The 18,964-nt window shown below is 61.1% G+C and carries 17 protein-coding genes and 1 other RNA gene; 6 read left to right on the top strand and 12 right to left on the bottom strand.

What is annotated here, in order from left to right; genetic code table 11:
- Positions 1–4: 4 nt before the first annotated feature.
- From mraY to rsmI, 9 genes are all read right to left on the bottom strand, one after another.
- Positions 5–1,087, bottom strand: a complete 1,083-nt coding sequence (mraY, locus tag ACZ445_RS04735) for a phospho-N-acetylmuramoyl-pentapeptide-transferase (protein ID WP_058422956.1) — start codon at positions 1,085–1,087, stop codon at positions 5–7.
- Positions 1,087–2,457, bottom strand: a complete 1,371-nt coding sequence (locus ACZ445_RS04730) for a UDP-N-acetylmuramoyl-tripeptide--D-alanyl-D-alanine ligase (RefSeq protein ID WP_464708018.1) — start codon at positions 2,455–2,457, stop codon at positions 1,087–1,089. Before ACZ445_RS04730 ends, mraY begins: the two co-directional genes overlap by 1 nt.
- Positions 2,450–3,913: a UDP-N-acetylmuramoyl-L-alanyl-D-glutamate--2,6-diaminopimelate ligase gene (locus ACZ445_RS04725; protein ID WP_058422958.1), complete on the bottom strand. Its 1,464-nt coding sequence runs from the start codon at positions 3,911–3,913 to the stop codon at positions 2,450–2,452. The genes ACZ445_RS04730 and ACZ445_RS04725 overlap by 8 nt, the downstream gene beginning before the upstream one ends.
- Positions 3,913–5,655: a peptidoglycan D,D-transpeptidase FtsI family protein gene (locus ACZ445_RS04720; RefSeq protein WP_165447909.1), complete on the bottom strand. Its 1,743-nt coding sequence runs from the start codon at positions 5,653–5,655 to the stop codon at positions 3,913–3,915. Before ACZ445_RS04720 ends, ACZ445_RS04725 begins: the two co-directional genes overlap by 1 nt.
- Positions 5,655–5,948, bottom strand: coding sequence for a cell division protein FtsL (ftsL, locus tag ACZ445_RS04715; protein WP_010213047.1), 294 nt, complete (start codon positions 5,946–5,948; stop codon positions 5,655–5,657). The genes ACZ445_RS04720 and ftsL overlap by 1 nt, the downstream gene beginning before the upstream one ends.
- Positions 5,945–6,892 carry a 16S rRNA (cytosine(1402)-N(4))-methyltransferase RsmH gene (gene rsmH, locus ACZ445_RS04710; protein WP_012722289.1) on the bottom strand — a complete coding sequence of 316 codons (948 nt, stop codon included), beginning with the start codon at positions 6,890–6,892 and terminating at the stop codon, positions 5,945–5,947. The genes ftsL and rsmH overlap by 4 nt, the downstream gene beginning before the upstream one ends.
- The gene (gene mraZ / locus ACZ445_RS04705; RefSeq protein WP_003171868.1) at positions 6,889–7,344 is read right to left on the bottom strand and encodes a division/cell wall cluster transcriptional repressor MraZ; all 456 of its coding nucleotides are present in this window, start codon (positions 7,342–7,344) and stop codon (positions 6,889–6,891) included. The genes rsmH and mraZ overlap by 4 nt, the downstream gene beginning before the upstream one ends.
- 354 nt (positions 7,345–7,698) lie before the next feature.
- Positions 7,699–8,052, bottom strand: an RNA gene (rnpB, locus tag ACZ445_RS04700) — RNase P RNA component class A.
- 96 nt (positions 8,053–8,148) lie between these two features.
- On the bottom strand, positions 8,149–9,054 hold the full coding sequence (gene rsmI, locus ACZ445_RS04695; protein ID WP_183133308.1) for a 16S rRNA (cytidine(1402)-2'-O)-methyltransferase: 906 nt from the start codon (positions 9,052–9,054) through the stop codon (positions 8,149–8,151).
- 176 nt (positions 9,055–9,230) lie between these two features.
- On the opposite strand from rsmI, the gene ACZ445_RS04690 reads away from it, so the two are divergent.
- From ACZ445_RS04690 to ACZ445_RS04675, 4 genes are all read left to right on the top strand, one after another.
- Entirely contained in the window at positions 9,231–11,042 is a 1,812-nt protein-coding gene (locus tag ACZ445_RS04690) for a penicillin-binding protein activator (protein WP_179028823.1), read from the top strand.
- Positions 11,042–11,413, top strand: a complete 372-nt coding sequence (locus tag ACZ445_RS04685) for a YraN family protein (protein WP_464704821.1) — start codon at positions 11,042–11,044, stop codon at positions 11,411–11,413. The genes ACZ445_RS04690 and ACZ445_RS04685 overlap by 1 nt, the downstream gene beginning before the upstream one ends.
- 92 nt (positions 11,414–11,505) lie before the next feature.
- Positions 11,506–12,099, top strand: coding sequence for a phosphoheptose isomerase (locus tag ACZ445_RS04680; RefSeq protein ID WP_007904374.1), 594 nt, complete (start codon positions 11,506–11,508; stop codon positions 12,097–12,099).
- Positions 12,096–12,677, top strand: a complete 582-nt coding sequence (locus ACZ445_RS04675; protein WP_012722284.1) for a BON domain-containing protein — start codon at positions 12,096–12,098, stop codon at positions 12,675–12,677. Before ACZ445_RS04680 ends, ACZ445_RS04675 begins: the two co-directional genes overlap by 4 nt.
- Positions 12,678–12,739: 62 nt before the next feature.
- On the opposite strand, the gene ACZ445_RS04670 is transcribed toward ACZ445_RS04675, so the two are convergent.
- Both ACZ445_RS04670 and ACZ445_RS04665 read right to left on the bottom strand, forming a co-directional pair.
- Positions 12,740–13,513 carry a YiaD family glycine zipper/OmpA-like lipoprotein gene (locus ACZ445_RS04670; RefSeq protein ID WP_464708017.1) on the bottom strand — a complete coding sequence of 258 codons (774 nt, stop codon included), beginning with the start codon at positions 13,511–13,513 and terminating at the stop codon, positions 12,740–12,742.
- Between the two features lie 190 nt (positions 13,514–13,703).
- Positions 13,704–14,348 carry an MBL fold metallo-hydrolase gene (locus tag ACZ445_RS04665; protein WP_179028824.1) on the bottom strand — a complete coding sequence of 215 codons (645 nt, stop codon included), beginning with the start codon at positions 14,346–14,348 and terminating at the stop codon, positions 13,704–13,706.
- Between the two features lie 137 nt (positions 14,349–14,485).
- On the opposite strand from ACZ445_RS04665, the gene ACZ445_RS04660 reads away from it, so the two are divergent.
- Positions 14,486–14,953 carry a helix-turn-helix domain-containing protein gene (locus ACZ445_RS04660; RefSeq protein ID WP_179028825.1) on the top strand — a complete coding sequence of 156 codons (468 nt, stop codon included), beginning with the start codon at positions 14,486–14,488 and terminating at the stop codon, positions 14,951–14,953.
- Entirely contained in the window at positions 14,953–16,224 is a 1,272-nt protein-coding gene (locus ACZ445_RS04655; RefSeq protein WP_464704820.1) for a type II toxin-antitoxin system HipA family toxin, read from the top strand. Before ACZ445_RS04660 ends, ACZ445_RS04655 begins: the two co-directional genes overlap by 1 nt.
- Here ACZ445_RS04655 and ACZ445_RS04650 read toward each other — a convergent pair.
- The gene (locus ACZ445_RS04650) at positions 16,221–18,950 is read right to left on the bottom strand and encodes a LuxR C-terminal-related transcriptional regulator (protein WP_464704819.1); all 2,730 of its coding nucleotides are present in this window, start codon (positions 18,948–18,950) and stop codon (positions 16,221–16,223) included. The genes ACZ445_RS04655 and ACZ445_RS04650 overlap by 4 nt on opposite strands.
- Positions 18,951–18,964: the final 14 nt, after the last annotated feature.

Genomic DNA, 18,964 nt, shown 5'->3' with positions numbered 1-18,964 from the left:
GTTTCTACCTCAGTTTCAGGGTGGCAAGGCCAATCAGCACCAGAATCACGGTGATGATCCAGAAGCGGACAATCACGCGTGGCTCGGGCCAGCCCTTGAGTTCAAAGTGGTGGTGAATCGGCGCCATGCGGAACACACGACGCCCGGTCAATTTGAAGGACGCCACCTGGATGACCACCGACAGGGTTTCCATCACGAACACACCGCCCATGATGAACAGCACGATTTCCTGGCGAACGATCACCGCGATGGTGCCCAGGGCCGCGCCCAGCGCCAGTGCGCCGACGTCGCCCATGAACACTTGCGCTGGGTACGTGTTGAACCACAGGAAGCCCAGGCCGGCACCGATCAGCGCACCGCAGAACACAATCAATTCACCCGCGCCCGGTACATAGGGGATCAGCAGGTATTCAGCGAATTTCACGTTACCCGACAAGTAGCAGAAGATGCCGAGCGCGCCGCCCACCATCACCGTCGGCATGATCGCCAGGCCGTCGAGGCCGTCGGTGAGGTTGACCGCGTTGCTGGAGCCGACGATCACGAAGTAGGTCAGCACCACGAAGCCGATGCCCAGGGGAATGCTGGCGTCCTTGAGCATCGGGATGATCAGGGTCGTTTCCACTGCGCTTGGCGCAGTGGTGTAGAGGAAGATCGCCGCAGCGAGGCCAAACACCGACTGCCAGAAATACTTCCAGCGGCTTGGCAGGCCCTTGGAGTTCTTCTCGATCACCTTGCGGTAGTCGTCGACCCAGCCGATGGCGCCGAACAGCAACGTCACCAACAACACAGTCCACACGTAGCGGTTGTGCAGGTCGGCCCACAGCAGAGTACTGACACCGATGGATGACAGGATCAGCGCACCGCCCATGGTCGGGGTGCCGGACTTGGACAGGTGCGACTGCGGGCCGTCATTACGAACCGATTGACCAATTTGCAGGTTCTGCAGGGTGCGGATCATCCACGGCCCCAGGAACAGCGACAAACACAACGCGGTCAGCACACCCAGAATCCCGCGCAGGGTCAGGTACTGAAAGACCGCGAAGCCTTTGTGGAACTGTTGCAGATACTCAGCCAGCAGCAGCAGCATTAATGTTTCTCCGTACTTGAGCCACACAAGGCCGCGACGACGTTTTCCATCACCGCGCTGCGCGATCCCTTGATCAAAATGGTTGTGTGTTTGTCGTGTTCAGCCGCCGCCAGCGCCTGGATCAGCTCGGCCTGGGTCGCGAAATGCAGCGCGCCGGGGCCGAACGCGTTGACAGCGTGAGCCATGTTCGGGCCGACGGCGTACAGCGCGTCGACTTTGCCGGCCGCGTAGGCACCGACTTCACGGTGGGACTGTTCGGCCCAGTCGCCCAGCTCGGCGATATCGCCCAGCACCAGTACCTTGCGGCCGTCGAAGCCTTTAAGCAGGTCGATGGCGGCGCAAACCGAGGACTGGTTGGCGTTGTAAGTGTCATCGATCACGCGCATGCCATTGGTTGCCAGCTGCGCCACGGTACGGCCCTTGACCGGCTGCACCGCGCCAAGCCCGGTGGCGATACCGAACAGCGACACGCCCAGGGCGTAGGCGGCAGCGGCCGCGGCCAGGGCATTGGCGACGTTATGGTTGCCCAGCAGGTTCAACTGCACGTGTTCATTGCCTTGCGGGGTGTGCAAGGTAAAGGAAGGGCAACCACGGGCATCAACGGTGATGCTGGATGCGTGGAAATCAGCCGCAGCATTGAGCACGGCAAACGTCAGGACCTTGCGCCCGGCGGCGCGTACACGCCAGGTTTCGAAGGCCTTGTCGTCAAGATTCAGTACAGCAGTGCCCGATGCATCGAGGCCCTCAAGGATTTCACCCTTGGCTTCGACGATCTTTTCCGGGCCACCGAACTCACCGACGTGGGCGGTTCCGGCATTGTTGATGATCGCCACGTGGGGCTTGGTCAGCGCCACGGTGTAGGCGATTTCGCCGATACGCGATGCGCCCAGCTCGATCACCGCCGCGGTGTGTTCCGGGGCCAGTTCGAGCAGGGTCAGCGGTGCGCCAAAATCATTATTCAGGTTGCCACGGGTGGCGAGCACCGGGCCGCGGGTGCGCAACACACCAGCGAGCAGCTCCTTGACCGTGGTCTTGCCGCTGGATCCCGTGATGGCCGCAACGGGGTTGGTGAACGCGGCACGGTTCAACGCACCCAATTGGCCAAGGGCCAGGCGGGTGTCGGCGACCAGCAGTTGCGGCAGTGTGGAATCCGCGACTTCGCGCTGCACCAAGGCACCCACGGCACCTTTGGCGGCGACTTCATTAAGGTAGTCGTGCCCATCAAAGCGCGGCCCAGCCAGGGCGACAAACAGTTGCCCCGGCTTGATGTTGCGGCTGTCGATACTCACGCCGTCGAAGCGGCAATCGCTGGACAGTACACGGGCCGACAGGGCCTGGGTCAGTTCGCTGAATGTCATCGGTTTAAGCATGGGCAACCTCCCAGGCGGTCAAGGCGTGATCGGCCTCGACCAGATCGGAGAAGGCATGGCGCTCGCCGTTGATTTCCTGATAGTCCTCGTGACCTTTACCGGCCAGCACCACCACGTCGTCAGCACTGGCGCTGGCGATCAATTGGGCAATGGCTGCGCCACGGCCGGCAACGAACGTAGCCTTGGACACATCTTTGAAGCCGACGCGGATGTCGTCGAAAATCTGGCTCGGGTCTTCGCTGCGTGGGTTGTCATCGGTGACGAGCACGCCATCGGCCAGACGCTCGACAATCTCAGCCATCAACGGGCGCTTGCCGCGATCACGATCACCACCGCAACCAAACAGGCACAGCAATTTGCCCTTGGCGTGGGGGCGCAGGGCCACCAGGACTTTTTCCAGGGCGTCCGGGGTGTGGGCGTAATCGACCACCACCAACGGCTGATTGCCGCCACCCAGGCGCTGCATGCGACCGACCGGGCCTTCCAGCTTGGGCAGCACACGCAGGATTTCGTCGAGGGCGTAATCCAGGCCGAGCAATGCGCCGACGGCCGCCAGGGTATTGCTCAGGTTGAAACGACCGAGCAAGGTGCTGCGCAAATGATGTTCGCCCTGGGGCGTCACCAGCGTCGCGCGCACGCCTTCGTCATTGAATTGGGCATCGCGGCAATACAGGTACGCGCTGGAATCTTCCAGGCTGTAGCTGATCAGGCGTGATTCACGGTCTTCGGCGGCCAGTTGGCGACCGAACTCGTCGTCCAGGTTCACCACGCGGCACTTCAAGTCGTTCCAGGCGAACAGCTTGGCCTTCTCGGCCGCGTAGGCTTCCATGGTGCCGTGGTAGTCGAGGTGATCGCGGGACAGGTTGGTCATCACCGCCACATCAAACGCCAGGGCAGCAACCCGACCCTGGTGCAAACCGTGGGACGACACTTCCATGGCAACCGCCTTGGCGCCGGCCTTTTTCAGGTCGGCCAGGGTCGCTTGCACGGCAATCGGGTTCGGCGTGGTGTGCAGGCCGCTGTGCAGCGCGCCGTAGAAACCCGTGCCCAGGGTGCCGACGATGCCGCAGTGTTGCCCCAGCAGGTCAAGGGCCTGGGCAATCAATTGGGTGACGCTGGTCTTGCCGTTGGTGCCGGTAACGCCAACCAGGTTGAGATGTCGACTTGGCTCGCCATAGAAACGCCCGGCGATGTCCGAGAGCTGTTTGGCCAACCCCTTGACCGGAATCAGCGGGACATCGGTGATCGGCAGCACGGTGGCGCCTTCCACTTCGTAGGCCACGGCAGCCGCGCCGCGTTGCAGGGCGTCGGCGATATGTGCACGCCCATCGAATTTGCCGCCAGGCACCGCCAGGAACAGGTCACCGGCGCGTACATTGCGGCTGTCCAGGCTCAACTCGCGGATCAACAGATCGCGACCGGCGTGGGCAAAAATCTTGTTCAGGCTAAGAGACATCAGCCGCGCCCTCCATTGGCTTTTACAGCAGCGGCCGGTGGACCGGCGTTCGCTTGTTGAGTCGGCGGCAGGTTGTCCGGCGTGATGTTCATCAGACGCAGGGTGCCGGACATCACTTTGCTGAACACCGGCGCCGAGACCAGGCCACCGAAGTAACCGGCTTTGCTTGGCTCATCGATCACCACCACGATGGCGTAGCGTGGGTCGCTCATCGGGCCGAAACCGGCAAACAGCGAACGGTAGGAGTTTTCCGCGTAGCCCTTGGTGCCCACCGACGTCTTACGCGCAGTACCCGACTTGCCGGCCACGTGATACGCCGGCACCTGGGCACGGAACACACCGCGTGGCGCTTCGATCACTTGTTGCAGCATGCCTTGCATGGTCTTGGCGACGTTTTCCGGGATCACCTGGGTGGCTTTCGGCGCTTCGTCGACATGGATCAGGCTCAGCGGAACCATGCGGCCGTTATTTGCCAATACAGAGAAGGCATGGGCCAGTTGGATCGCCGTCACCGACAGGCCGTAACCATAGGAAAGCGTGGCGGTCTCGGCCTTTTTCCAGTCGCGGTAGTTCGGCAGGTTGCCCACGCGCTCGCCTGGGAAATCCAGACCGGTGGGCTGGCCCAAACCGATCTTCTGCGCCAGGTGATAAATGGTTTCGCCGCCGATATCGAAGGCGACCTTACTCATGCCCACGTTACTGGAGTTGATCAGGATACCTGTCAGATCCAGCACCGGACCTTCGGTACGGGACACGTCACGAATGGTGTATTTGCCCAACTGCAACGTACCCGGATACACCTCGACCTTGTCGCTGGGTTTCCAGCGTCCGGTTTCGAGGGCGGCACTCATGGAAATGGCTTTCATGGTCGAACCCGGCTCGAACACGTCGATCATGGCGCGGTTGCGCATCATCGCCGGCTGCAGGTTGCGACGGTTGTTGGGGTTGTAGGTCGGCTGGTTGACCATGGCGAGGATCTCGCCGGTCTTGACGTCCATGATCACCAGGCTGCCGGCCTTGGCACCGTTCTCGATGATCGCGTTACGCAGCTCGCGGTTGGCCAGGTATTGCAGGCGCAGGTCAATCGACAACGCCAAGGGCTTACCGGCCTTGGCGTTTTTGGTGACTTGGACATCCTTGATCAGTCTGCCGCGCCGATCCTTGATGACTTGTCGTTTGCCGGGAACCCCGGCGAGCCATTCATCGTAGGCGAGTTCCACCCCTTCGCGGCCGTGGTCGTCGATGTCGGTAAAGCCGACCATGTGCGCGGTGGTTTCACCGGCCGGGTAGAAACGACGGAATTCCTCGATGCCGTAGACACCGGGGACTTTAAGGTCGAGCACTTGCTGGCCTTGTTCGGGGGTAAGGCCGCGAACCAGGTAGATGAATTCTTTGTTGGCCTGGGCTTCCAGGCGCTCGGCCAAGGCTTTCGGGTCTTGCCCCAGCGCGGCGGCAAGCGCCGGCCAGCGATCCTTGGCGACCTGCAACTCCTTGGCGTTGGCCCACAGGGTGGTGACCGGGGTACTGACGGCCAGCGGTTCGCCGTTACGGTCGGTGATCAGGCCGCGGTGCGCAGGAATCGGGATGTGACGCAGGCTGCGGGCATCACCCTGGCCGATCAGGAAGTCACGGTCGACCACTTGCAGGTCGATGATCCGCCAGGCGATCGCCCCCACCATCAATGCCAGCAAGCCGAGCATCAGGCGGAAGCGCCAGGGGTAGAGTGCGCCTTCGAGTTTCATCATGGCGCCACCATGCGGACTTCGGCCGCGCCCGGGATGTGCATTTTCAACTGTTCAGTCGCCAGCACTTCGATGCGGCTGTGGGCTGTCCAAGTGCTTTGCTCCAGGATCAACCGGCCCCATTCCGCCTGGGCTTTGTCGCGCACACTCAGTTCCCCGTACAGGGTATTGAGCAGCTGGCGGTTGTAGTGGGCGCTGTAGGACACCGCAATCGCGGATATCAGCACGCCAACAAACAGCAGCAACATAAAGAAGCTGCCGCCCGGGAGGGGCTTGGCGAAAAGCTTGCTCACCGCAACTTCTCCGCGACACGCATGACGGCGCTACGGGAACGTGGGTTGGCCTTGAGCTCGGCTTCGGAGGCGAACTGCGCTTTGCCATGGATTTTGATTTTCGGCACAAAGGCTTCGAAACGTACCGGCAGGTTGCGCGGCAGGTTGTCGGATTCGCCCTTGACCAGGCGACGCATGAACAGTTTGACGATACGGTCTTCCAGGGAGTGGAAGCTGATCACCACCAGGCGACCGCCCACTTCCAGCGCCTCGAGAGCAGCCTCGAGGCCGGCCTCCAGGTCGCCCAATTCGTTATTGACGTGAATACGCAGGCCCTGGAACGCACGGGTCGCCGGGTTCTTGCCCTTTTCCCACGCAGGGTTGGCGACCTTCAGCACTTCGGCCAGGTCGGCAGTGCGTTCGAACGGCTGGATTTCGCGACGCTCGACCACGGCACGCGCCATGCGGCCGGCGAAGCGTTCTTCACCGTATTCCTTGAACACACGGGCGATTTCTTCCACCGGCGCGGTGGCAATGAACTGTGCGGCGCTGACGCCACGGGTCGGGTCCATGCGCATATCGAGCGGACCGTCGTTCATGAAACTGAAGCCGCGCTCCGGGTCATCGAGTTGCGGCGAGGACACGCCCAGGTCGAGCAAAACCCCGGCCACCTTGCCCGCCATACCGCGCTCGGCGACTTCGGCACCCAGCTCGGCAAAGCTGCGCTGCACAACGACAAAGCGGCCGTCTTCGGCCGCTAGCGCTTGCCCGGTGGCAATCGCTTGGGGGTCTTTGTCGAACCCGAGGAGTTTGCCGTCGGACCCGAGCTGGCTGAGTATCAACCGGCTATGCCCGCCCCTGCCGAACGTGCCGTCCAGATAGCAGCCATCCGCGCGTACGGCGAGAGCCTCAACGGCTTCGTCAAGCAGTACGGTGATGTGGTTAAAGCCGCTATCAATAGTCACAGGATCAAATCACGCAGTTCATCAGGCATGGCGCCCGGTTGTTGAATAGCAGCCAGGTCAGCTGCAGAAACAGCATCCCAGGCATCTTCGTCCCACAATTGGAACTTGTTCAGTTGGCCGACCAGCATTGCGCGCTTGTCCAGCTTGGCGTACTCGCGCAAGCGCGGCGGCACCAGGAAACGACCACTGCCATCGAGTTCAAGGTCGACGGCGTTACCAATCAGCAAACGCTGCAGGCGGCGGTTCTCTTCACGCAATGAAGGCAGGGCGCGCAATTTGGTTTCAATCAACTCCCACTCATCGAGCGGGTAAACACATAAACAAGGGTCAACGGCATCGATAGTGATGATCAACTGTCCGGAACTTCGCGAAATGAGCTCGTCACGATACCGGCTCGGCATGGCGAGACGGCCTTTTGCATCGAGACTGATAGCGTTAGCTCCGCGAAACACAGATGCGTTTCTCCAAATTTTAGCGTTTTACGTTCAAAAAACCCACTTTGTGCCACTTTCCGCCACTTGCGCACACTATAGGAATGCGCCCACCACACCGTCAAGGCGCGGATTCAAGGAAAAGCCTTACAGAACGGAGATTTAGGAGCGTAAAAGGAGGAGAAACCAGAGTTCGGCGATGTTTTTGGCTCATCAAGCACAAATAGCTCAAAGAGCTATGGCCTAAAGTTAAAGTGATTTATTAAGAGTAAGATTTTTTTGGTATTACGAAGATGCATCTGCCAATGATTTGGCAGGGAGGGATTCTTGCGTTACTACCGGCTTTCTGCCCGAGATTCGGACAGAAGGAAAAAGGTGGAGAGTCGATCTATAAGCCGGGTTCTGTCTTGAACAGTCATTCGTCTACGATGGCCATCACTGGACATCTTTAGCAACCTACCCGGTCCCAGCGCGGGCCACGCCTTGGGACCCTATTTGGTCTTGCTCCAAGTGGGGTTTACCTAGCCACGAACTGTTGCCAGTCGTGCGGTGCGCTCTTACCGCACCTTTTCACCCTTACCGGCACCGAAGTGCTTAGGCGGTTATTTTCTGTGGCACTTTCCGTAGGCTCACGCCTCCCAGGCATTACCTGGCACTTCGCCCTATGGAGCCCGGACTTTCCTCCCCCCCCTAATTTTCATAGAGGGCAGCGACTGTCCAATCGACTCTCCGCCGCGCAGGTTAACGGCACGGCGGACTTAGGACAAGTAATAAAAGTTCAGAATTGCCATCACGTTCAGACGGAATACCGGTTCAACCCCGGAACTATTCGTCTTTTTGTTTATCCAGCGCCGCTTGATACAACAGGTTCTTGCGCACCCCGGTGATTTCCGCCGCCAGGGCGGCCGCACGCTTGAGGGGCATCTCCTTGAGCAGCAGGTCCAGGATGCGCATGGCCTCGCTGCCCACCGCATCTTCGTCCTCAGGCGCGGTCCAGCCTGCGACCAGCACCACACACTCGCCGCGCTGCTGATTGCTGTCGCCTTCGACAAACGCACGCAGCTCTTCCAGCGGCAAGCCCTTGAGGGTTTCGAAGGTCTTGGTCAGCTCACGGGCCAGCAGTGCCAGGCGCGCGCCGCCAAACACCAGCTCCATGTCCTGCAGGCATTCGAGGATGCGATGGGGGGCTTCATAGAAGATCAAGGTGCGCGGTTCTTCCTTTAACGCTTGCAGCCGCGCGCGCCGTCCTATGGCCTTGGCCGGCAGGAAACCCTCGAAAATAAAACGATCCGACGGCAGGCCCGCCGCCGACAATGCCGCAATCAGCGCGCACGCTCCCGGAACAGGCACTACATTGATACCAGCGGCCCGCGCCTGGCGCACCAGATGGTAGCCAGGGTCGGAGATCAGTGGCGTGCCCGCGTCGGAGATCAGCGCCACATCGTCGCCGGCCAACAGGCGCACGATAAAACGGCTGCCTTCTTCGCGCTCGTTGTGTTCGTGGCAGGCGGCTAATGGCGTGCTGATACCAAAATGCTGCATCAAACGCTGGGAGTGCCGCGTGTCTTCAGCCGCGATCAATTTAACCTCGCGCAACACTTTCAGTGCCCGGGCACTGATGTCGTCCAGGTTGCCAATGGGCGTCGCCACGACAAAAAGCGAGCCTGCAGTGGAATTCAAAGGACCTGGAGCAGTCAAAACGCACACCTCGATGGTTGGCAAAAGCGACATTGTAGCGCGTAGGCGCCTTGAAAATATGCCATCACGGCCGATGCCTTTTCAGCCGTTTGGTGCCAGTTGCAACATTTGCACGACCTAAATCGACGGTTTCACGCCAGTAACATCGCGCCTGGGCCAGTGCTTGGGTACAATTCCACGCTAATTTGATCGGTATCAGGAACACTTACATGATCGCTTGCCTGCGGCTGCTCTCCGCCCTCTGCCTCGCTGCCTTGTTGGCCGCGTGCGCCAGCTCGCCCTCGTCCAGCCTTGGCGACCTTCCACGGACCCCGGACGCCAGTATCGAGCAACTGCTCGAACAGGCCACCACCGCCAAGACGCCAGAAAAGGCCGCGTTGCTGCGCCTGAGTGCGGCAGACATGGCCTACAAGCAGAACAACCCCGGGCGCTCGTCGCAGATTCTTGCGCAAGTGCCCCTGGATGTCCTCAAGCCCGCCGCGCAAGTGTTTGCCAGCACCCTGGCCGCCGAACTGGCCATGGCGCGCAACCAGCCCAAGGCTGCGCTGACCGCCTTGAACCACCCGAGCCTGCAAAGCCTGAAGGAGCTGCCGCCTGAACAGCAGATCCGTACCGGCAGCGTGCACGCCCGCGCTTATGAAGCCGACGGCCAGACCCTGGCTGCCGCCCGTGAACGTGTCGCCATGGCCCCACTGCTCACGGGTGATGCCGCCAAAAGCAACCACGAAGCCATCTGGGCCCTGATTGCCGCTGTGCCGGCCGAACAGCTGCAAGCCAGCGGCAATCCGGTGCTGGACGGTTGGATCACCCTGGCCCAGTCGGTCAAGGGCGCCGGTACGCTGGAGCAGCAACAGGCGGCCATCGACACCTGGCGGGCACAGAACCCTGGGCACCCGGCTGCCGTGCAACTGCCGACGCCGCTGACCAAGCTAAAGGAACTGGCCAGCCAGCCCCTGAACAAGATCGCCCTGCTGCTGCCACAGGACGGCCCGCTGGCCTCCGTCGGCAAAGCGCTGCGTGAAGGTTTCATGGCGGCGCACTACCAGGCCGAACAGGCCGGGCAGAAGCCACCGGTCATCGAGTTCTATGACAGCTCGCGCCTGACCTCCCTCGACGACTTCTACGCCAAGGCCCAGGCCGCCGGCGTGCAATTGGTGGTCGGCCCGTTGGAGAAGCCGTTGGTCAAACAGCTCAGTGCCCGCCCGCAGTTGCCGATCACCACCCTGGCGTTGAACTACAGCGAGACTGATCGCAGCCCGGCGCAACTGTTCCAGTTCGGCCTGGCCGCTGAAGACGAAGCCCGCGAAGTGTCGCGCCGCGCCCGTGCCGACGGCCTGCATCGCGCCGCTGCCATGGTTCCGCGTGGCGAATGGGGTGAGCGTGTCTACAAAGCCTTCCGCCAGGACTGGGAAGCCAATGGCGGCCAGGTCATGGGGGTTGAGTATGTCGATCAGCCCGTCGCCCTCGCCCAGCAAATTGCCGATCTGTTCCAGCTGCGCAAAAGCGAAGGCCGCGCCAAGAGCCTGCAAAGCACCGTCGGCACCGATGTCGCCGCGCAGCCGTCGCGTCGCCAGGACATCGAGTTCATCTTCATGGCCGTGCCCCCGCAATTGGCCCAGCAGATCAAGCCGACCTTGAACTTCCAATACGCAGGCGACGTGCCGGTGTACGCCACGTCCCACGTGTTCAGCGCGAGCGGCGACAAGAACCAGTACCTGGACATGACCAACGTGATGTTCTGCGAAACGCCTTGGTTGCTCAACACCACCGACCCGCTGCGCAACCAGGTGGCTGCACAATGGCCACAAGCCAATGGCAGCCTCGGCCGCCTGTACGCGATGGGCGTCGACGCCTACCGCCTGGCGCCGCGCCTGGGGCAACTCAAGGCGCTGCCAGACACCCGTGTCGATGGCCTGTCGGGCAACCTGGGGATCAGCGCCAACCAGCGCGTTGATCGCCAGATGCCTTGGGCCAAGTTTGTCGGTGGCGAGATCCAGCGCCTGCCGGACACGCCGCGCTGATGCCCGAGCGGTCCAGCGCACAAAGCGGCAAGGACGCCGAACTGCAAGCCCTGAAGTACTTGCAACAACAAGGTCTGCGCCTGTTGGCGCAGAACTGGTTATGTAAACGCGGTGAGCTTGATCTGGTCATGCTTGACGGCGATACAGTAGTATTCGTCGAAGTCCGCTACAGAAAACACGCACAATGGGGTGGCGCGCTCGCCAGTATCGACGGGCGCAAGCGTCAGAAGCTGATACTCGCCGCGCAGTGCTTCCTGCAAAAAGAGCATCGCTGGGCCGACGCCCCCTGCCGTTTCGATGTGGTTGCCATAGAAAGCACACCGTCTGGTCAGGCTGATCTGAACTGGCTCAAGAATGCCTTCGACAGCTGATTCGCCGGACATCTTCACCACACACTTTTGCTCTTTGCTTTGCGGGCTGCACATTCCTGTGCCAAACAGCCGCGCTACTTAAGGTCACACAGATGGACATGCAATCCCGAATTCGCCAGCTTTTCCAGGCCAGTATCGACACCAAGCAACAGGCGATGGACGTACTTGCACCGCACATCGAGCAAGCCAGTCAGGTCATGGTCAACGCCTTGCTCAACGAGGGCAAAATGCTTTCGTGCGGCAACGGCGGTTCGGCCGGCGATGCCCAGCATTTTTCGTCCGAGCTGCTCAACCGCTTCGAGCGTGAGCGCCCGAGCTTGCCGGCCATTGCCTTGACCACCGATTCGTCGACGATCACCTCGATTGCCAACGACTACAGCTACAACGAAATCTTCTCCAAGCAGATCCGCGCCCTGGGCCAACCGGGTGACGTGCTGCTGGCGATTTCCACCAGCGGCAACTCGGCGAATATTATTCAAGCGATCCAGGCCGCACATGATCGCGAAATGATTGTCGTAGCATTGACCGGGCGCGATGGCGGCGGCATGGCCTCACTGCTGTTGCCTGAAGACGTGGAAATTCGTGTCCCGGCCAATGTCACCGCACGTATCCAGGAAGTCCACCTGCTGGCGATCCATTGCCTGTGCGATCTGATCGACAGCCAACTGTTTGGGAGTGAAGAATGACCGTTAACCGCCTCAGCCTTTTGGCCATCACCCTGTGCCTCGCTATCAGCGGCTGCAGCACGGCCATCACCGCGACACGTGACACCCCTATTCAGGATGACAAGGGCACCCGCACTTTCGGCAGCAAGATCGATGACTCGCTGATCGAAACCAAGGTCGAGGTCAACGTTGCCAAGGCCGCGCCAGACCTGGGCAATGGCGCTTCGCGCATCGTCGTGACCAGCTTCAACGGCGTCGTACTGCTCGCTGGCCAGACGCCACGCGCCGACCTCAAGGCCCAGGCCGAGCAAGCCGCCGCTGCCGTGCAGCGCGTAAAGAAAGTGCATAACGAATTGCAGGTGATGGACCCGATCACCCTGCTGGCCATCAGCAACGACGCCCTGCTGACCACCAAGATCAAGGCGCAGATGCTCACCGATAACGCGATCCCTGGTTCGCGCATCAAGGTCGTGACCGACAACGGTATCGTCTACCTGATGGGCCTGCTGACCCAGGCCGAAGCCACTCGCGCAGCCAACCTGGTGCAAGGTGTGTCCGGCGTGCAGAAAATCGTGAAGGTGTTCGAATACATCGATTGATGTAATCACGCAGCCACAAAAAAGGGCGCCTTACACAGGCGCCCTCTTTTATCAGCGAATGTTTACTGGTACTGCGAGTACGGGTTGCCCTGGAACTGATTGTTCTGCTGTGGCGCCTGCTGCTGAGTACCTTGCTGACCGTACTGCTGGCCTGGGATCGGGCCGAGGTTGACTTCTACGCGACGGTTCTGGGCGCGGCCGTTGACGTCGGCGTTGCTGGCAATCGGGTTATCCGGGCCGGCACCGCGTGCGCTCAGGTTGGCCCCGTTGACGCCCTGGGACGTCAGGTAGTTGGCCACGCTCTGCGCACGACGCTGGGACAGGTCCATGTTCAACTGACGGCTGCCCGTACTGTCGGTATAACCGACGATCTGGATCGTGTTCTGGTTGAACTGCTTGAGCGAGTTGGCCAGGTTGTTCAACGGCTGGTAGAAGCTGCTGGAGATCGCGTCCGAGTTGGTGGCGAAGGTAATGTTGCCCGGCATGATCAGCTTGATCTGGTCGCCCTGGCGCTGAACTTCAACCCCGGTATTGGCCATGCTCTCGCGCAGTTTCTTTTCCTGCTGATCGGCGTAGTAGCCGTAACCTGCTGCGCCGGCACCTGCAACCACGGCACCGATCAGCGCGCCCTTGCCACGGTTGTTATGGTCGATGGCCGCACCCGCCAGTGCACCGGCCAGGGCACCCAGGCCGCCGTACTTGGCGGTCTTGCTCATACCGCCGGATTCATTACTCGCCTGTCCCTGGCTGCTGCCGTCATAAGGATTAGGGGATGCGCAGCCGGACAACAGGGCTACGGCGGTAGCAACAACAAGCAGACGACGCGAAGTGAACATGAAGGAAGCTCCTACTTTTGCATTCTATGGTGCAAAGGACATTGCAATGGACCTGTGCCGAGTTTGGAACACGACAAACGGCAAAAATTCCGTCGCTACAGAAACCGTAGCAGACGCACGCTGAACACGACCTGAGTTTTTGCTGCAACGCTTGCCTCTGACAGAACAGCCCTACCCGGCAATTATTCCGTCACGCCCGTACAAAAGGGTTCTCACGCATTTCATCACCCAATCGGGTATCCGGGCCGTGCCCGGTCACCACGGTCGCCCCCTCATCCAGCGTGTATAGCCGCTGCTTGATCGAACGCACGATAGTCGCCTGGTCGCCGCCCCACAAATCCGTACGCCCGATACCACGTCGGAACAGGGTGTCGCCAGCAATCAGCAGCTTGGCATCGGCAAACCAGAAGCTCATCGAGCCCGGCGTATGCCCCGGGGTGTGCAATGCCACGCCACACCCGCAGGCCAACTCTTCATCATGCTCCAGCCAGCGATCTGGCGAAGGCACCGGGGTATAGGGCACGCGAAACATCTGGCATTGCATTTCCAGATTGTCCCAAAGGAATTGATCTTCTTTGTGCAAGTGCAAGGTGGCGCCGGTCTTCTCCTTCAACTGGCCGGACGCCAGGAAGTGATCGAGATGGGCATGTGTGTGGATGATACTGACCACCTTCAGGCCCAGGGCATCGAGCCGCGCCAGGATGAGCTCATGGTTGCCGCCAGGGTCGACCACGATGGCCTTTTTGCTGAGGGGGTCGCCGATGATGGTGCAGTTGCACTGCAAGGGGCCTACGGGGAAGGTTTCGCGAATCAGCGTGGAAGCCGTGAGCGTCATGGGTGATCCTCTGAATCTTGGTCAATGCAATTAAACTATAACTTCGCGCGCTGTATCGCCAGAATAATTGCACTTTATAAAAAAGCATAAGTGCTATTATTCTTTCACTTAGTGCCAAAAAGTGCAGGAATAACAGCATGGCTAAAAAGATCGCCCCCTTGCTGCCCCCTACAGAGCGCCTGCTTTCGGACCTCGGCGAGCGGATCAAGCTTGCGCGCCTGCGCCGAAAAATCACCGCCAAGCAAGCAGCTGAGCGCGCCGGCATGTCCCAGATGACACTTCGCGCACTGGAGCGTGGTTCTTCGGGGAGTACCATGGGCGCTTACCTGGCGATATTGCAGGTGCTGGGCCTCGAAAAAGACCTGAACGCCGTGGCAGCGGACGATGAGCTGGGCCGGCATCTGCAGGATGCAACACTGCTGACAGGCAAGGCATCAACCCCGCGCCCGAATAAGCCGATGGCGTCAGAGAAAGTTACAAGAAACAACGCCATCGTTCGCAAGAAGCCACTACCTTCAAAGCCTATGCCCCCTCCCGACACGGGCACGATCAGCAGCGACGCACTGGCCGCACTGATCCCACCACGGCAAAGGACAGACACGTAATGACCATGATTGGGGTTTATGCCGACTGGGAAGGTATCGACGGCCCCCGGCGTCTTGGTTGGCTGCACGCGAGAAAAACCCGGATGACCGAAAAGTTCGAGTACGAAAGCGACCCTCTGGCATTGCAAGACCGGGTGCTGAGCGCCGTTCGGATCGATCCAGGCATCGGCCCCTATGCAGGCGCCCAGTTCCCCGTTGAGGGGCGAAACATGTTTGGTGTCTTCAGCGACTCCTGCCCGGATCGCTGGGGGCGATTGCTGATGAAACGACGCCTGGAACGCGACATCCGCGACGGGCTATACGAGGCGAATACTCGGCTCGGCGAGTCGGACTATCTGCTTGGCGTACACGATCTCTTTCGCGCCGGTGCCCTACGCTACCGGCTGAACGATACCGGCAGTTTTCTCGATGATCAGGACGCCATTGCCGCGCCGCCCTTTGTCGAACTGCATACGCTGGAAAGAGCCAGTCGCGAGCTGGAGAACGACCCGGATAATCGGGCCCCTGAAGGCCGGCAATGGCTACGCATGTTGATTGCACCCGGCGGTTCACTGGGCGGCGCACGTCCAAAAGCCAGCGTCGCCGACCACGACAACCATCTATGGATCGCCAAGTTTCCCTCGACCCGCGACACCTACGATGTGGGCGGCTGGGAGCTGGTCGTCAACGCACTGGCCAAGGGCTGCGGCCTGAACGTCGCCTCGGCGATCGGCAAGCGCTATGCCAGCGACTTTCATTGCTTCATGGTCAAACGTTTCGACCGGACGGCTGCGGGGAGCCGCCTGCACTTTGCATCCGCCATGACGCTCACAGGCCGAGTCGATGGTGACGACGCCAGCTCAGGCGCAAGTTACCTGGAGCTGGCTGAAGTGCTGATGCGCAGCGGCTCGAATACCGATCAGGATCTGCAAGAGCTGTGGACGCGCATCGTTTTCAATATTCTGGTTTCAAACACCGACGACCACTTGCGCAATCATGGATTTATCCTGGAGCCAGGCAACGGATGGCGCCTTTCGGATGCGTATGACTTGAATCCCACGCCACTGGGAGACGGCCTGAAACTCAATATCACCGAATACGACAATGCGCTGGATCTGGAACTGGCGAGAGAAGTCGCCGGTTTCTTCCGTGTAAACCTTGGGAAGGCGGATGAAATCATCGCTGACTGCATCAACTCAGTCAGCCATTGGAGGACCGTGGCTCAAGCGGTTGGTCTTTCACAGCGAGAACAAGACTACATGGCTGCGGCTTTCGCAAAAGCCCAGGCCTAGCCAATCAACCTCAGCTCCTGCGCCCGCGCCACCGCCTGCGTGCGCCGCTCGACGCCCAGCTTGCTGTTGATGTGGCTGGCGTGAGTCTTGACCGTATGCAGTGAGATAAACAGCCGATTGCTGATTTCCTGATTGGAACAGCCCTCAGCAATCAGTTGCAGCACGGCCAGTTCCCGTGCGCTCAAGGTTTCGTGGGGCGACACTGTCTCCACCACCGAGGCGACGGGTAACAGCGCCAGCAGGCTCTCGTTCAAAAGGCCATGGGGATCTCTGGCGAGTTGCTCACGCATCCAGTCCGGGTGGTTTTCCAGCAGACGCTGGAAGGGTTGCAACGCGCCACCCGCCCCCGCCTCCAGCGCCTGGGCCAGCACCGGACGCGCCTTGGCCTCCTGGCCGCTCTCCAGCAGCAACTGCGCCTGCTGGGTCAGCGCCATGAGGGCGATCATCTGGCGCCCACTGTGATGCGCCTGCTGCGCCAGTTCATCAAGGCGTTGCAGCGCCGCAGCCGGTTGGTGTCGCGTGGCATCCAGCGCAGCCTGTTGCAGGCCGATATGCTGTGGCAGGTGCGGGTGGAATTCCGGGGCGGCCGCAGCGTGTTGGCCGTTGTAGGTCTGCCCCAGGCGGGTCAGCCAGGCGTCGGCCAGGTCGGTGCGGCCCTGGGCCAGCCACAGCTCGCATTTGATCAGGGTGATCATCGCCAGGTAGTAGATCGGCGGCACGTCCCAGATATGCATCAGGCGCTCCGCCTCGGCAAGTTCGGCGAAGGCCTTGGCGAAGTCACCCCGACGCCCTTCGAAACTGGCGATCACGCAATGACCGATCAACACGCTGATATCGCGGCAAGCACGGGCTTCGGCGAGGCCGGCGCGCAAGCGAGCGAGACCGGCTTCAGGCTGGAGGCGCACCAGCAGCAAGAAACCTTCGTAGAGCGATAACCGCGCACGTACTGCGTACAAGCGTTGCGGCGCCAGGCCATGCAGGCGCTGCAAGCCCTGGCGCACCTCATCGAGGGAACGCAGGATTTCGCCGCGTGCCTGCAACACCCGCGCACGGTCGTAATGGGCCAGGGCCTCGAATAACGGGTTGCCGACCCGCTGCGCCAGCTCCAGGGATTCACGATTCAAACCACGGGCGCGCCACAGGTCGGCATCGACGATGGCCAGGTTGGAGAGCGTCGACAGGCACATCAAGCGCTGGCCGTAACGCCGTTGCGGCAAGCTTTCCAACGCTTCGCTGCAATAGCGTTGGGTCAACTCACGATCCCCCCTGCCTCGGGCGATGATCCCACTCAGTGCCAGCCACTGCGCCAACATCGATTTTTGCGCGGTGGCCGACGGTGCCGGCAGGAAGCGGCTGAGGTAGCTGGACAGCTCCTCCGCCGCGTCCAATTGGCAAGCCAAGCCCAACGCCCAGCTGTACAGCACGATCAAGCGCGGTGTGCTGATCAGCAGGCTGTCGGGCAGGTCCATTTTCCAGCGCAGCAACATGCCCACATTCTGCTCGGCCAGCAGCTGTTCTTCTGACAGGTTCTGCACCAGGTTGGCCGCCACATCCAGGTGCCCGGCACGCAACGCTTGCTCCACCGCTTCATCGATCAAGCCCTGGACATTGAACCAGCGGCACGCACGCAGGTGCAGGCTGGCGGTCGGCAGCACATGGCTGCTGGCGCGTCGGGTGCGCAGCAGGTCGGAAAACAGATGGTGATAACGGTACCAGTGCCCCTGTTCGTCCAGAGGCACCAGAAAGACTTGATGGGCTTGCAGGTAACGCAGGATTTCGGCGCTGTCATGGGCTTCACGCACGGCATCACAGAGTTCGCTGCAAAAACGATCCTGCGGGGCTGTATCGTACAAAAACGCCTGTACTTCAGCCGGTAGACAGTCGATCACTTCTTCAAGCAGATAATCGCGGATCAGCCCTTCCCCGCCGTGCAGGTTCTGCGGCAAGGCGCCATCGCTGCCGGCCTCGGAGGCGGCCAGCAACCAGAAGCGCAGGCCGGCGACCCAGCCTTCGCTGCGGCGAATCAGGTTGTCGAGGGCTTCGCCGCGCAGGGAGTTGCTGTGGCGATCCAGCACCGCCAGGGATTCGTCGTGCGTCAGGCGCAGGTCCTGTTCATTCAACTCCAGCAGGTGGCGCGACAGGCGCAGCCGCGCCAGATGCCAGTCCGGGCGCTGGCGACTGGTGACCAGCACCACCAGGCCATCGGGCAGATGATTAAGGAAAAACTGCAGGCAGCGGTCAAGCACCGGCCCCTGTGCCAGATGATAGTCATCCAGTACCAGCAACAGCGGCGCACGGGTGGACAGGTGCACGGCCAGCTCGTCGAGCAGGCCATCCAGCCATTCCTCAAAGGCAAAGGGCTGGTGACGCTGACGCATTTTCAGCAGGCCCAGTGACTGGGCGCCGAGTTGCGGGAAGAATTGCTGCAGACCGTCGAGCAGGCGCTCGAGGAAACGACCGGGGTCGTTGTCCCGTGGACTCAGGCCCAGCCACAGGCTTTGCCAATGGGCCGGCAGGCTCTGGCAGAACTCCACCGCCAACGAACTCTTGCCGAACCCGGCCGGCGCGCTGACCAGCAACAGGCGCCCGTCCAGCCCGGCGCTCAGGCGCTCGCACAGGCGCGGCCGCAGCACATAGCCGTCAGGCAGCGGTGGCCTGTAGAAGCGACCTTCCAGGGTCGGGATTACCGCACTGGCAGGCCCTTGGATTCGGGACAGATCAGTCATCGCCGGGCTCTTGT

The organism is Pseudomonas allii (assembly GCF_055380095.1).
The sequence above is the reverse complement of the archived record's forward strand: the minus strand, read 5'-3'. Positions and strand labels throughout refer to the sequence as shown.